This is a genomic window from Apilactobacillus kunkeei DSM 12361 = ATCC 700308, assembly GCF_001281265.1.
GTDB classification, from domain to species: domain Bacteria; phylum Bacillota; class Bacilli; order Lactobacillales; family Lactobacillaceae; genus Apilactobacillus; species Apilactobacillus kunkeei.
Genome location: NZ_JXDB01000016.1, coordinates 1 through 13,472, shown reverse-complemented (window position 1 = coordinate 13,472; position 13,472 = coordinate 1). Strand labels below are relative to the sequence as shown.

The following is a 13,472-nucleotide window of genomic DNA, read 5'->3' as shown; positions in this document are numbered from 1 at the left end:
ATTATTCTCATTTTATTTTGTACAATAAACCTAAACATGACACATTTTGAATTAATCCGAGGAGGAAATCAATTGTCTAAACGTTTTAAACTAGTAGAAGAATCATTTACAGGAGTATCCATTTACATCGATCAAAGAACCGGTGTCGAATACGGTGGATACGGAAGTACATTAACTCCACTACGTAACCCTGACGGAACTTTGTTTGTTGATGAATCTGAAATTGATCAAGATTACGAACACAAAGAAAAATAAATGGGGGAATATGAAACCATGTTTTTATGGATTCATTTAATTTTTGCGGTATTACTAATCGTTTTAGTTATTACCGCGCTATGCAAAAAGAATAACTTTAAGCCTTACATGATGGCCACTAGAGTGTCTTATCTAGTCTTCATCGTGACGGGAATTGTACTATTTAGCAAAGCCTTTGAACGCGATGCCATGTTCACGATTTTGAAGGTTTTATCAGCCATCTTCTTAATTGGCTTGATTGAAATGGCCTATGCCCAAAAGACTAAAAAGTCGTTAACTGTTGGATTGGTGATGAGCCTAATCCTAGTATTCGCACTAGTGATTGTGATTGGATTAATCGTCGCTGGCGGTCGTCCTTTCATTCATTTTATTTAAATATTATTATCGCAGAATCTGCGTATCTAAAAAGAGAGTGAACAGTTATGTTCACTCTCTTTTAATTTTAGAGCAAGCATTCGCTAAGACAAAAAATTAAATACGGTACAATCCGCGAAATAAGATATAATAAAGCCAAAGTATAAAAAGGAGGCTTGCACTATGAAAATTGCAATCTTAGGTTACGGTACCGTCGGAAGTGGAGTTTTGAAGATTATTCAAGACAGCGCTTTGCATCCATTTGAAAAAGATTTATCAGTTAAATATGTATTTGTTCGTCCAGAAAAAGTTGATCAAAACGAATTATTTGTGGATGATTACGCAACGATTTTAAATGATGAAGAAGTCGATGTAGTCGTGGAAGTGATAGGTGGACTAGAACCCGCTAAGACAATGATCATCGATGCATTAAAACATGGCAAGAACGTTGTGACAGCTAACAAAGCGGTCGTGGCGAGAAACTTGAAGGAATTTGATGAAATCGCTGAAGAAAATGGTGTAAAGTTCTACTTTGAATCAGCCGTTGGTGGTGGAATTCCTTGGATTATTAATTTGGAGAGAGCACTTCGTATCGACCAAATTGATTCAATTCACGGAATCCTAAACGGAACTAGTAACTACATTTTGGATACTATGACTAGGACTGGTCAAAGTTTCGACAAAGTCCTAAAAGATGCTCAAGACTTAGGATACGCAGAAGCCGATCCGAGTGCAGATATCGATGGATACGACATCGAAAATAAATTATGTATTAGTGTGGACATTGCATATAACACCTTTGTTAAACCAGGGGACCACCTATTAAAATTTGGGATTAGAAACATTACTGATGAGGATATTAAGTACTTCAAAAAACACAATTTAATAGTTAAATTACTAGGTCGTAGTTTCAAGAAAAACAACAGTTTTAACTTTGTGGTGGAACCAACTTTATATACTCCCGGACAAATTGAAACCGGAATTCATGATAACTACAATTTCGTCGGTTTACGTGGAACAACCATCGGTAAACTAACCTTTAATGGTCAAGGTGCGGGTGAATTTCCAACTGCCCACGCGTTAGTGCAAGATATCTTAGATTTAAAGGCCAACAATGTGCACTTAAAACGTGATTTTAACGAAGAATTTTCTTTGGATAACACTAATAAGAAAAAGAATTACGTCGTTAGAACCAGTGCGGATTTAGAATCAAAACTACCAGATTATGACATTCAAAAAGACGGTAATTACTACCATATTGCCGAAATTGACACCCAAAAAATTCATGATGTTGTTAACGAATTATCCAGTGATGATAAGGGAATTTTCTTTGCCTGTATCAGTGGTGGGGCATACAATCCATGGATTGAAAAATAAAAAGAGCGCCTATATTAGGCGCTCTTATTTGTTTTCTTATTCAAAATCTTGTAATGCAAGTTCTGCATATGTTAGACGGGCGAAAGTATCATCAGTTGATACACCAGCGTTTTCGAACATGTTTGCGAATAAAACATATTTTGGTTGATCGCTGTATTCACCAGTGATTTCAATCAAACGTTGTAGTTGATTGGTACGGTTTGCTAAATCATCGATATGGTTTAGTTCCAAGTCGTTTTTAGCTGCATCGTAAATAATCTTGTAAGCTTCGGTATTAGTTAATAGGTCTAATGCCTTAACTTGTTTCATAAAGTTATCAAATTGTGCATCTGATAATTGTCCTTTAACGTAGTGCAAATCAACGATTTCCTCGCTAAAGTCTTGTGCCCATTGGTTAATAATAGGTCTTAGTTGTATGTCTGACATTGTTAAAAAATCCTCTCCTAATTCAGATAATGCGTTTAGATTATTCTAGTACAAACATCTAAAAACGTGTGTAGTTTTTTCATTTATAATGTCATTAAATGGGGATTACAGAAAAAAATCATGTAACACCTATGATAGTATCTCACATAAAGGATACTAATTGCAAAAATATATAAACATTTAAGAAAAAATAAAAAAGACCTAGAATCTAGGCCTTTTTTATTGCATTAAAACTTCAATGTGATTGCAGCGTAGTCCAAGTTCATTGGCATTTGGCTCTTTGGAAGTAGTAGAACGTTTCCTGCGAAACCAATGGTAGTGATTGCTAAATCATTTAAAGTCTTGTTGTAGCTTTCTTCGCTAATGTATAGAGTATCAATCTTACCAGATAATGCGTTTGAAATAATATCGCGTAAATCAGTTGCAACTAAACGGTGATCACTAGCTTTTTCGTATTTAATTTTGTTGTCGTTTGCTAACTTATCGAAGAATTGTTGGTTCAATTCATCAATCATTTCAGAAATCTTATCGGGGCCAAGATCGTCCATATCAACTTTGCTTACGATGTCTTTCACAAATGTCTTTTGGTCAGCTAATTCGTTGAATAACTTACGGTTTTCTTCGTTGGCAACCACCACAGTTTGTAGGTAGTCATCGTCATCGAATAAATCGCTTAGGTATTCTTTAACTAACATGAAGTACTTGTTTTTGTCGTTGTTTACAAGGACTGGAATTGGCTTGTTCACAAGGTTTAAGATGCTAAAGTGACCATTATCAACTCTTAGTAGCTTAAAGTCGTTATCGCGTAGGATTAAAACGCGGTAGTGAAGTTGGCTTTCGATTTCCTTGATTAGTTGCGCTACGTTCATGGTGTCATCGATTGAGATTTGGGTCTTAACAGGTTGAGTTAAGTTAAATGAATGGATGGCTTTAAAACTAACGTATAGTGCAACACCAGAACCGTTTCCGATGTGTTTTGCGCGATCAAAGTTGAATCTTCTTAATTTTCTTTCGTATCTTGGCCAGATATTTTCGTCGTGTTTTTGGATGAATTCTTCTTTAACAGTTTCGATTAAATTTAAATAATCATTTTTGTTACTAATTTCGTTAAATGAAACAATTAGTGAGATGAATGGCCCTATTTCGTAATCCAAAGTTAGGGTATTTCTAAGCTCGATTGTCGACGTCATAGTCTAACCTCCTTAGATTTATATGTTTATATTATATCATGATGAGCTAAAAGCGAAATATATTGTGCTATAATTATGCTATATTAAGCTGAAAAGAAGGGGGAATAATTATGCTTCTAAACATCCTATATTTCATTGTTTTAGTTAACGAAATTTTGGCATTGATTACAGTATTTAGAGAAGAACGTGATATTGCTGCAACATGGGCATGGTTATTAGTTCTTTCATTCCTACCTGTGATAGGATTTATGATTTATGCATTCGTCGGCAGAAAACTACCCAAAAAGCGCTTATTCCGTTTTCAATATAAAGACAATAAATTGATGTATGACATCTTAAAAGAACAAAGTAAAATACATAACAATCCCGAAAAGATTAGGGCAGATGAGGTATCCTATTCCTACAGAACACTGGTAAAGTTATTTAAGACATCAGATGTTACTGATTTATCAAGAAGAAATCACGTAAAAGTTTTCACCGATGGTAATCACTTATTTGATTGCATCATTTCAGATATCCAACACGCTAAGAGTTCAATTAATATCGAATTTTACACTTTCTATGATGATCAGATTGGGCATCGTGTTTTGAATGAACTGGTAAAAAAGGCTAAAGAAGGCGTTAAAATTCACGTTATTTATGATAGCTGGGGTTCAATGGGAAATAAGCACCATTTCTTTGATCCATTACGTGAAGTTGGAGGATTCGTAGAACCTTTCTTACACACACACTCAGCCGTAATGGATTTTCGTTTGAACTTTAGAGATCACAGAAAGATTGTAGTTATTGATGGTAAGTACGGATATATTGGTGGATTTAACATTGGTGATCAATACCTTGGTCGTAAGAAGAAGTTTGGTAACTGGAGAGATACTCATTTGAGAATTGCTGGATCAGCGGTTCACCACTTACAAGCCCAATTTATTTTGGACTGGAATGTTACAGATATGGAACACAAAATTGATGTTGAACAAACTAAGGGATTCTATTTTCCCAAGGTATACCAAGAAGGTTCTACTAATATTCAAGTGGTATCAAGTGGTCCTAACTCCGATTTACAACAAATTAAATTAGGCTACATCAAGATGATTCAAAATGCTAAGAATTATTGTTGGATTCAATCACCATATTTGATTCCTGACGATAGTGCATTGGATGCTATCAGAACAGCTGCAATGTCAGGTGTTGATATCAGAATAATGGTCCCATGTATGCCAGATCACCCATTCGTATATCGAGCAACTCAATATTATGCAAAACAATTATCAAAATATGGCGTCAAGATTTACTTCTATGAAGATGGGTTCATTCATGCTAAGACTGTTTTAGTTGATGGTAAAATCGCGTCAGTTGGTTCCGCCAACATGGACTTTAGAAGTTTCAAATTAAACTTCGAAATTAACGCGTTTATCTACGACGAAGGTTTGGCTGAACAATTACATTCAATCTATGTTAACGACATTAGAAGCAGTAAATTAATGACCTATGCGGACTTTGAAAAACAATCACGTTGGTTGAAATTCAAACAAGTATTCAGTCGTTTATTCTCACCAATTCTATAAAATAAAAAAATCCCACATTTCGTGGGATTTTTTGTTTACATCCAGTTCCATGGATCGTCACGCCACTTACGTAGCACTACTAATTCATCGTCTGAAATGCTGTTTTCTGCTTTAGCTTGTTCGATGATTGTGGAGTAGTTGGTTAATGTATCGAATTCGATACCAGCTTCCTTGAAATTCTTAGTACTATCTGGAAGTTCGTATGAGAAGATGGCAACGACACCAATCACGTTGTAGCCTTCGTTCTTAAGTGCTTGCGCAGCGTTTAAAACGCTCTTTCCTGTCGAAAGTAAGTCGTCAATTAAAACAATTGGATCTTGTTGGTTAATTCTTCCCTCCATTTGTTTTCCTCGACCGTGATCCTTGGGTTTGGAACGCACATAAATCATTGGTAAGTCCATCTTATCTGCAACGATTGCAGCATGGGGAATTCCGGCAGTAGCGACGCCACCGATTACTTTTACTTCTGGAAATTTGTTGCGAATTAATTCTGATAGACCATCTGCGATGTGGGTGCGGACTTCTGGGAAACTGATGGTAATTCTATTGTCAGTGTAAATTGGTGCTTTGATACCAGATGCCCAAGTGAAAGGTTCATTTGGTGATAAGGTAACTGCATTAATTTTTAAAAGGTCTGAAGCGATTAGTTGGTTAGTATTCATTATTTGATTCCTCCATTAACGGCGTTGTAGATGTTCTTATATGTTTGAACCGGGTCATTAGATTGTGTGATACTTCTCCCTACGACGATACCGCTAGTCCGTAACTCTGAAGCTTTTTGTGGAGTTACGACTCTTTTTTGATCATCGACATTATTACTAGGAAGGCGAATGCCAGGATTGATACACTTAAAATCATTGGAGACTGCTTGATGGATTAGCTCATTTTCCAGTGCAGATGAGATGACACCATCGGCGCCATTTTGACTGGCAATTTTAGCTAAATGGGATACTGATTCGGCCATTGAAACTGGAACTAATTCTTCATCGTGGAGTTGTTCTTCCGATGTCGATGTTAGTTGAGTCACTGCAAGTAGTTGTGGTGCATTGACTCCTGCTTTTTTGGCACCTTCATCTAAGCCATGTCTAGAAGCATTAATCATTTCGCTTCCACCTAATGAATGAACCGTGGTGAATTGAACATCCAATTGGCCGATTTGTTTGGCAGCTTGTTGTACGGTATGTGGAATATCGTGTAGTTTTAGGTCTAAAAATACATCGATATTTTGCTCTCTAAGCTGTTTGATAATACTTGATCCCTCGCGGTAGAATAGCTCCATTCCGACCTTTACCGCTAATGGTTTGACGTCCTTAAATGGCTCTAAAAATTTTAAAGCAGTGGGTGCATCGATAAAATCTAGTGCAATGAATACTGGTTTCATACGTTTCCCTCCAACAAAAAAGTCGCATAGCCTTAGAGACTATACGACAAATTAGGGTCCATTTATTCCGTTCGTCGATTTACTAGCCTCTCTGGACTAATTTAAAATCATATGTTGATTACAATATACGCTTTTCCCCGAATAAAGCAACCAAAAAATGAAACTTGCATTAGAAAAAATTAAAGAGTATAGTTTTATAAAATACTTGGAACAGGTATTTCAAAAAAATAAGGAACGACAGCGAGCGTTCATTTTGGAGGAATTGAATAATGGAAAACGCACAAGACCACACTTCAACGACTAAGATCCAAAAATGGGTTTTAGCATCGACATCGATTGGACAAATGCTAGAGAGCATGGATATATCATTTATCTCTTTTGCAATGTCTTCAATCATTATCGGTTTACACATTAGTACCGCAGCTGCTGGAATGCTTTCAACAGTTACTACTTTTGGATCGTTGTTGGGTGGTATTTTATTTGGTCTTTTAGCTGACCGATTTGGTCGAGTACGTATCTTGACTTACACCATCTTCATTTTCGCCATCTCAACTGCCGGGATTATGTTTGCCCAGAATTTTATTACTTTTGCTATTTTACGTTTTTGTGTCGGCCTAGGTGCCGGGGGTGAATATGGTTCAGGTGTTGCCATGGTGGCTGAATCATTTAAGAAAAAGCAATTAGGAAAGTCAGTGTCAATCACCACAATAGGTGGTCAAGTTGGATCAATGATGGCAGCTGTGTTAGCAGCGATTATGATTCCAGCATTTGGTTGGCGTTCACTTTTCCTAATCGGAATCATTCCAATCTTCTTTGCCTTCATCATCAGAAAGAACCTAACTGAAAGCCAAGATTTCATTGATACAATGGAAACAGGCAAGCGTCCTAAGGTTTCTGTAAAGAAATTATTTGCAACACCAAGATTGGCTTACCAAACTATGGCATTAATCGTGATGGTAATTGTGCAAATTGCTGGATACTATGGACTAATTAACTGGTTACCTTCAATCATGCAAAAGAAGTTAGGTTTAAGTGTTGCCGGTTCATCACTATGGACGATTGTTACCATCATTGGTATGAGTGCGGGAATGTTAACCTTTGGTACCATCTTAGATAAAATTGGTCCTAGAAAGGCTTTTGGTTTATTCTTACTAGTTGCTTCTGTGGCGGTATATGGAATTACCTTCTCATTCAATGGTTTCACATTATTACTAGCTTCAACAGTATTAGGTTTCTTCTCAAACGGGATGTATGGTGGATATGGTGCTATCATTAGTCGTTTATATCCAACTGAAGTTCGTTCCACTGCGAATAACTTCATCATGGGATTCGGACGTGCAATCGGTGGATTCTCACCAGCCATTATCGGTTTATTGATGGAAAACCATTCATTACTAGTAATTATGGCAATGCTATCAGTACTATACCTAATTAGTTTCATCACTATGATGTCTATTCCTGCTTTGAAGGGTCTAGCAACGCAATAATAATCTTTTATTCTGACGAATTAGTTTTTACATGTAATAATAATATATAAACTAAAAACCTCCCGTACCGGGAGGTTTTATTTTACATAATTGAGGGGGGCATTTTAATGTTATACGGACTCGGTATTTTAGCCGGATTGGTTTTACCCATTCAGACTTCGGTCAATACAAACTTGAAGAATCGAGCTGGTGGATCACCATTTCTAGCTTCAATGCTATCGTTTATGATTGGAACCATCGCGTTACTTTTCGCCACTTTATTGAGTGGCAAATCACTATTCTTTTCTAGTCACTTGTTTACAAGCCAACCAGAATGGATTTGGTTGGGCGGATTATTTGGTGTGATTGGTTTAACCACTAACGTTTTAATTTTCCCATACTTAGGGGCGGTGCAAACGGTGATTATGCCAATTACAGGTCAAATTATCATGGGAATGATTATTGATAACTTTTCCTTATTTGACGCTGACCACCATGCATTCACAATCATCAGATTAGTCGGAGTCATCCTACTAGTTGTTGGTATTTTGATGGTTGTCCTAGATAAAAAGAGCAGTGATGGTGCCGATAAGGCCAAACAATTACCTTGGCAGATTCTAGGAATCGTCGCAGGGATGTTCCAGGCTTCTCAAGCACCGGTTAATGGCCATCTGGGTGTAGTGCTTCATTCACCAATTCATGCAGCCTTTATCTCATTTTTAGTTGGTACCATCATCTTATTTGTGATTACCGGACTAGTTGATCGTTCATACGTTCACGCTAAAGATGCGATTGGAAAGGGCAATCCTTGGTGGATTTGGCTCGGTGGTATCTTGGGGGCTATCTTCGTTTTATCAAACGCATTCCTAAGTCCGCAAATCGGTGCCGGAACCACTGTCGTTTTAGTCCTATTGGGTAACTTATTCGGTAGTGTAATGGTCGATAAATATGGACTATTAAATTCACCGAAAAAAACGGTTGGCATTATGAAATACATTGGTTTAGTCGTGATGTTAATCGCCGTTGCCATTATCAAATTGTATTAAAAAAAGACCTCGGTGGAGGTCTTTTTTTTAGTTAGTCACATTGTTTTCTATGGTATCAATTATTCATTATTGCTTTTTTGAATTTCATTGACCTTATAGTTATTTATTTTATAAATTTTATCGCATAATAAATTAATGTCGTCCATATTATGACTAGCAATTAATATACTTACATTATTTTCAGTTGCCAGTTTTTTTAGAACAGTCCTAATATTTTGTACACTGTCTTCATCTAGGGCATTCATTGGCTCATCCAATATAATGACTTTTGGTTTTTCCATGATTGCTTGAGCAATGCCTAATTTTTTCTTCATACCTAGTGAATAATTTTTTACTTTTTGATTATGCTTTCCCCATAGTCCAACTAACTTTAAAGTGCTTTTAATATCATCTTTATTGATTAAATTCTTTATACTAGATAGTATTTTTAAATTGTCATATCCAGATAACCTATCTACAAAACCAGGTTCCTCAATTAATGCACCAAAATCATCAGGGAATCCATTTTGGTTAATTTCTTGTCCGTTGACCTTAACTAATCCAGTTTGCGGAATTATCAGTCCAGCTATTATTTTGAACAGGACACTTTTACCAACACCGTTTGGACCAATAATTCCAGTGATTGTTCCGCTTTCAGTATTTAATGATAAATCCTTAAAAATTGTTTGATCCTTAAAAGAAAAATTTAAATCTTTAACTTCTATACTACTCATAACCCAACCTATCCTTTTCTAATTAAATTGCTTATGTTTATATATTTTTTCTAAAATAAAAGTAATTATGAAAATGCATATAATCCAATAAATTATGTTATAAAAAACAATGATATTGAAATTGCTTGTCTCCGTGAAATTAATTGTTTGATCTGAATACAATAAAAAATGACTAATTGGAAAATATTTTATAAAGTTTGTATTAAATCCTGGGATGGACGATACCTTACCTTGTAATATTATTAAAAAGATATTTATAAAAGTAGGTGTAGCCTTGTTTTTAAATAATAAATTTATAGTTTGAGTTAATAATCCCAAAAATAATAGAAATAAAAACATAAAAACAATTAACATAATTATTTGAATTATGGGCTGTGCATTATTAGGACTAAATCCATTAAATAGCATTGAAAATGACTTAATACTCTTTTCATCCCAATTAAATTGGATTTTATTTTGGCTACTAATAGATAATAATATTATTGTACCTAAGATTCCTGCTATGAATATTAAATCGTTATATATTATCACCCAAACATTGTATAAGAATATTTGAGTTCTATTTTTCATTCTATATATTATCAACCTATTATCATTAGTTGAAAGCATGTAACTAATCGTTAATGTAAAAAGAATTGGTATAACAAAGTTACTAGTAATAGATTGATTTAGTGAATATAACACCCAATTAAAAAAATATTTTGTACCATTGTAGCTAGATTGGTAACTATACAGATTCGTTACCATAAATAATAGAAGAAAAAGGTATATGGATATATATACCTTTTTCTTTAAATTCACTACTGTCATGCTTAAATTGTTACTTATTGACATATATTGACCTCTTAAGTTTAAAATAACCTGCTGAAACTGAAACTATAAATATGATAATAAATTCTATATATATTTGTGCAGGAGTTGTAAAAGCGTTGTTGGAATAACTAAATAGATTAACCAATCCCAATTTGCTTAATTTGATATCAAACAGTAATGCCCCTGAAAAAATGTAAATAACAAAAGTTATTACAGCAGCGGAATATTTATTTTGCCAGAAGATTGTCGCTACCATTGCCAATATTGAAAATACAAAACTGAAAATGAAACTATTCATAATAAATATTATTGAATATAAAATTTTATGTTTTGGATATATTGAATTAAATGCTCCCAATGTAAAATTATTAACTATATTTTTGGGCATTTCTTTGTATAATAATGAAATGACTAACAAGATTGTAAGTAGAATGGTAATGAAAAGAGCACTAGTTATTCCTACAGATAGGGTCTTAGTGAAAAAGTATTTTTTAAAATTCATTCTAGTTAAAATATTTTTGATGTTTTTTTCCGCAAGATCTTCATATAAAGATAACGAAGATGGTAAAACAACTATAAATATAATAGCTATTGATAATACACCAGGCCCACTTACACCGTTTAAAAATAAAAATATATTAGAATTGTCGTTATTATCAGTTAATATATTCAAAGTAACACTGAATATAAATATGATTGCAGCGAAGAAGACATTTTTTAAATTTACATATCTTAAAGCTGTGTTAAAAAAATAATTCATATATGTTTTACAGCAAAAAAGCTGCTATGGAACCTCCTAATAGAATTCGAAAAATTAATAATTATTGCAAAAATTTCATTTGTCTAATCACAATGCGTTAATTGTCTCATAAATATACAAACGTTACAAAATTTATTTTATTCTGGTAGCTTTTTGCTTAAGAGTTATTTATTTATATGGCCATTATAGATATAAATTTAAACATTCTGTCCATTTTAATATCCATATAATAATAAAATAATTTTGGTTTAGATTAAATGTATAATAGGTATTGATATGACAACGTTGCAACCCTAGGTTGCGAGGTTGTCAAAGAAGATTATCCGCTTTTAGACTGGATGTTATATACATAAAAAATTTTTTAGTGATAATAAAAAGTAATTCGAAAAAAGGAGTGAAATGAATTACATGGAAAAAAACATATTTAGCAGTAAGTTAATTGGTTTACGTCGAAAAAATCAATTATCGCAAGCTGCTTTAGCAAATAAATTATTTGTTACTAGACAATCAATTTCGAAATGGGAAAATGGTGAATCTGAACCTAGTATTGATAAGTTGATTAGTATTTCTGAAATTTTTAACACCAGCCTGGATAATTTAATCATGGGTAGCAAGTCCGATAAAGATAAATTGGTTTCCATCAAACATCTAAACAAATCATATGATAACCAAGTTTTAAACGACTTGAGTCTAGATATTTATGATAACGAAAGAATTGCTTTATTAGGTTTAAACGGATCAGGTAAGACCACAATGATTAGCATTATGACGGGACTTAAAAAAGCTGATAGTGGTAATGTAAAATTTAGTTTTAATAAGAAAAAGGGATTAAAACTAATGCCGCAAAATGATGTTCTTATTAATGATATGAAGGTTATTGAACTAATCAAACTAACTCAATTGTTAAATAAAGTAAAGAACAATAATCATGTTGAATCTCTAGTAAAAGAATTCAATTTCTCTGAATTAATGGACCATTATGTTGGATCTTTATCAGGTGGACAAAAACGTAGATTGTCTCTTCTATTAAGTTTAATGGCACCATCAAAACTATTAGTCTTAGATGAACCAACAGTAGGAATGGATTTGGAAACTATTGATATCTTATGGCATCACCTTGAACATGTTACTGGATCAATATTAATGGTTACTCATGATTTCAATCAAATCGATAAGTTCTTTTCTAGAGTCTTATTGTTGAAGGACGGCAAAATTGAAAGTGACATGAACGTTGATAAGATTCACAGCCACAATCAAAATGTTGAACAGTGGTATCGTGCTAATAATGGAGGGTTGAATCATGATTAATTTAATTAACTTAAAAACGGTTTTACGCAATAAAAGATTTTTGATTTTTACCATTATTTTTCCCGCGGTTTGGTTTATTTTTATTGACATAGGTATTGGAAGATTTACAAAAAATTTAATGACGGTATGGTTCATTACTAGTGCACTTATGGGAATAATCGGTAATTCAATTGTTACATTTGGTAAAAGAGTGGGTAATTCCAAGGAATATTACCTAATTGCGATTAAGACCACTCCATATAGTCCATTTAAATGGATAATGGATGATATGCTGCAACAAGTGCTATTAAATTTATTAATCTTATGTATATTGACATTGGAAGCAATAATATTGGGCGCCATTTCCCTTAATCTATCTCTACTACCGTTAATAATTGTTTTGTTATCATTGGGGATGTATCTTAGTTTTATAGGTTTTTTGATTGGAGTAATTTGCAAAGTGGATTTACTTGATATGGCAGGCTTCCCACTTATGTGTGTGGTTGCACTTTTTATAACTCCCTTTTACACTTTCGTCCAAAATAAATTTTTTGATGTAGTTACTGACATTCAAAAATTGTTCCCGGGATATTATGTCATTAAACTAGCCAACGTTATTCAAAATGGTGGTAGCTATGACAAATTGATTTGGCTATTTGTAATTACCTTTGTTGTCCATTTAGCAATCATTTTATTTTTATTTTTCAGAGCAATAAAAAAAGGTATCCAATAAAAAAAGAGACCTCCGAGGAACTGCAACTATTATTTTGAACAAATAAATAAAAGCAGCTTTCTAACTATTTAATTGGGCAACTGATTTTCTGTATTCTACAGGGGATTGG

The 13,472-nt window shown here is 33.8% G+C and carries 14 protein-coding genes; 9 read left to right on the top strand and 5 right to left on the bottom strand.

Annotated elements, in window-relative coordinates; translation table 11 throughout:
* Positions 1-72: 72 nt before the first annotated feature.
* The 3 genes from RZ79_RS06960 (at position 73) to RZ79_RS06950 (ending at position 1,986) form a co-directional block, all read left to right on the top strand.
* Positions 73-255: a DUF6440 family protein gene (locus tag RZ79_RS06960; RefSeq protein WP_034530593.1), complete on the top strand. Its 183-nt coding sequence runs from the start codon at positions 73-75 to the stop codon at positions 253-255.
* 18 nt (positions 256-273) lie between these two features.
* Entirely contained in the window at positions 274-630 is a 357-nt protein-coding gene (locus RZ79_RS06955) for a YisL family protein (protein WP_053795977.1), read from the top strand.
* 162 nt (positions 631-792) lie between these two features.
* Entirely contained in the window at positions 793-1,986 is a 1,194-nt protein-coding gene (locus RZ79_RS06950; RefSeq protein ID WP_054450935.1) for a homoserine dehydrogenase, read from the top strand.
* Positions 1,987-2,022: 36 nt separating this feature from the next.
* Here RZ79_RS06950 and RZ79_RS06945 read toward each other — a convergent pair whose 3' ends face one another.
* Positions 2,023-2,412, bottom strand: coding sequence for a hypothetical protein (locus RZ79_RS06945; protein ID WP_054450933.1), 390 nt, complete (start codon positions 2,410-2,412; stop codon positions 2,023-2,025).
* A 227-nt stretch (positions 2,413-2,639) separates the two neighbouring features.
* Positions 2,640-3,602 carry a baeRF3 domain-containing protein gene (locus RZ79_RS06940; RefSeq protein WP_054450931.1) on the bottom strand — a complete coding sequence of 321 codons (963 nt, stop codon included), beginning with the start codon at positions 3,600-3,602 and terminating at the stop codon, positions 2,640-2,642.
* 110 nt (positions 3,603-3,712) lie between these two features.
* Between RZ79_RS06940 and cls the strand changes: the two genes are divergently transcribed.
* Positions 3,713-5,164: a cardiolipin synthase gene (gene cls, locus RZ79_RS06935; RefSeq protein ID WP_054450930.1), complete on the top strand. Its 1,452-nt coding sequence runs from the start codon at positions 3,713-3,715 to the stop codon at positions 5,162-5,164.
* Positions 5,165-5,199: 35 nt separating this feature from the next.
* Here the strand turns inward: cls and pyrE are convergent, their stop codons facing one another.
* Both pyrE and pyrF read right to left on the bottom strand, forming a co-directional pair.
* Entirely contained in the window at positions 5,200-5,826 is a 627-nt protein-coding gene (pyrE, locus tag RZ79_RS06930; RefSeq protein WP_054450928.1) for an orotate phosphoribosyltransferase, read from the bottom strand.
* Positions 5,826-6,545, bottom strand: coding sequence for an orotidine-5'-phosphate decarboxylase (pyrF, locus tag RZ79_RS06925; protein WP_054450926.1), 720 nt, complete (start codon positions 6,543-6,545; stop codon positions 5,826-5,828). Before pyrF ends, pyrE begins: the two co-directional genes overlap by 1 nt.
* Before the next feature lie 269 nt (positions 6,546-6,814).
* On the opposite strand from pyrF, the gene RZ79_RS06920 reads away from it, so the two are divergent.
* Both RZ79_RS06920 and RZ79_RS06915 read left to right on the top strand, forming a co-directional pair.
* Positions 6,815-8,032 (top strand): MFS transporter, encoded by a 1,218-nt coding sequence (locus RZ79_RS06920; protein ID WP_054450924.1) that lies wholly within the window; start codon positions 6,815-6,817, stop codon positions 8,030-8,032.
* 107 nt (positions 8,033-8,139) lie between these two features.
* The gene (locus RZ79_RS06915; protein WP_054450921.1) at positions 8,140-9,057 is read left to right on the top strand and encodes a DMT family transporter; all 918 of its coding nucleotides are present in this window, start codon (positions 8,140-8,142) and stop codon (positions 9,055-9,057) included.
* 59 nt (positions 9,058-9,116) lie between these two features.
* Here the strand turns inward: RZ79_RS06915 and RZ79_RS06910 are convergent, their stop codons facing one another.
* Positions 9,117-9,770, bottom strand: a complete 654-nt coding sequence (locus tag RZ79_RS06910) for an ABC transporter ATP-binding protein (protein WP_054450919.1) — start codon at positions 9,768-9,770, stop codon at positions 9,117-9,119.
* Positions 9,771-11,020: 1,250 nt separating this feature from the next.
* Between RZ79_RS06910 and RZ79_RS07250 the strand changes: the two genes are divergently transcribed.
* From RZ79_RS07250 to RZ79_RS06890, 3 genes are all read left to right on the top strand, one after another.
* On the top strand, positions 11,021-11,338 hold the full coding sequence (locus RZ79_RS07250) for a hypothetical protein (protein ID WP_138742197.1): 318 nt from the start codon (positions 11,021-11,023) through the stop codon (positions 11,336-11,338).
* 413 nt (positions 11,339-11,751) lie between these two features.
* On the top strand, positions 11,752-12,651 hold the full coding sequence (locus RZ79_RS06895; protein WP_155457580.1) for an XRE family transcriptional regulator: 900 nt from the start codon (positions 11,752-11,754) through the stop codon (positions 12,649-12,651).
* Positions 12,644-13,363, top strand: coding sequence for a hypothetical protein (locus RZ79_RS06890; protein ID WP_054450907.1), 720 nt, complete (start codon positions 12,644-12,646; stop codon positions 13,361-13,363). Before RZ79_RS06895 ends, RZ79_RS06890 begins: the two co-directional genes overlap by 8 nt.
* Positions 13,364-13,472 lie beyond the last annotated feature (109 nt).

Bases quoted from the DNA above. Each gene is read 5' to 3' on its own strand.
- RZ79_RS06955 (WP_053795977.1), top strand. From the start codon at position 274: ATGTTTTTATGGATTCATTTAATTTTTGCGGTATTACTAATCGTTTTA.
- RZ79_RS06950 (WP_054450935.1), top strand. From the start codon at position 793: ATGAAAATTGCAATCTTAGGTTACGGTACCGTCGGAAGTGGAGTTTTG.
- RZ79_RS06945 (WP_054450933.1), bottom strand. From the start codon at position 2,412: ATGTCAGACATACAACTAAGACCTATTATTAACCAATGGGCACAAGAC.
- RZ79_RS06940 (WP_054450931.1), bottom strand. From the start codon at position 3,602: ATGACGTCGACAATCGAGCTTAGAAATACCCTAACTTTGGATTACGAA.
- cls (WP_054450930.1), top strand. From the start codon at position 3,713: ATGCTTCTAAACATCCTATATTTCATTGTTTTAGTTAACGAAATTTTG.
- pyrE (WP_054450928.1), bottom strand. From the start codon at position 5,826: ATGAATACTAACCAACTAATCGCTTCAGACCTTTTAAAAATTAATGCA.
- pyrF (WP_054450926.1), bottom strand. From the start codon at position 6,545: ATGAAACCAGTATTCATTGCACTAGATTTTATCGATGCACCCACTGCT.
- RZ79_RS06920 (WP_054450924.1), top strand. From the start codon at position 6,815: ATGGAAAACGCACAAGACCACACTTCAACGACTAAGATCCAAAAATGG.
- RZ79_RS06915 (WP_054450921.1), top strand. From the start codon at position 8,140: ATGTTATACGGACTCGGTATTTTAGCCGGATTGGTTTTACCCATTCAG.
- RZ79_RS06910 (WP_054450919.1), bottom strand. From the start codon at position 9,770: ATGAGTAGTATAGAAGTTAAAGATTTAAATTTTTCTTTTAAGGATCAA.
- RZ79_RS07250 (WP_138742197.1), top strand. From the start codon at position 11,021: ATGAAAAGAGCACTAGTTATTCCTACAGATAGGGTCTTAGTGAAAAAG.
- RZ79_RS06895 (WP_155457580.1), top strand. From the start codon at position 11,752: ATGGAAAAAAACATATTTAGCAGTAAGTTAATTGGTTTACGTCGAAAA.
- RZ79_RS06890 (WP_054450907.1), top strand. From the start codon at position 12,644: ATGATTAATTTAATTAACTTAAAAACGGTTTTACGCAATAAAAGATTT.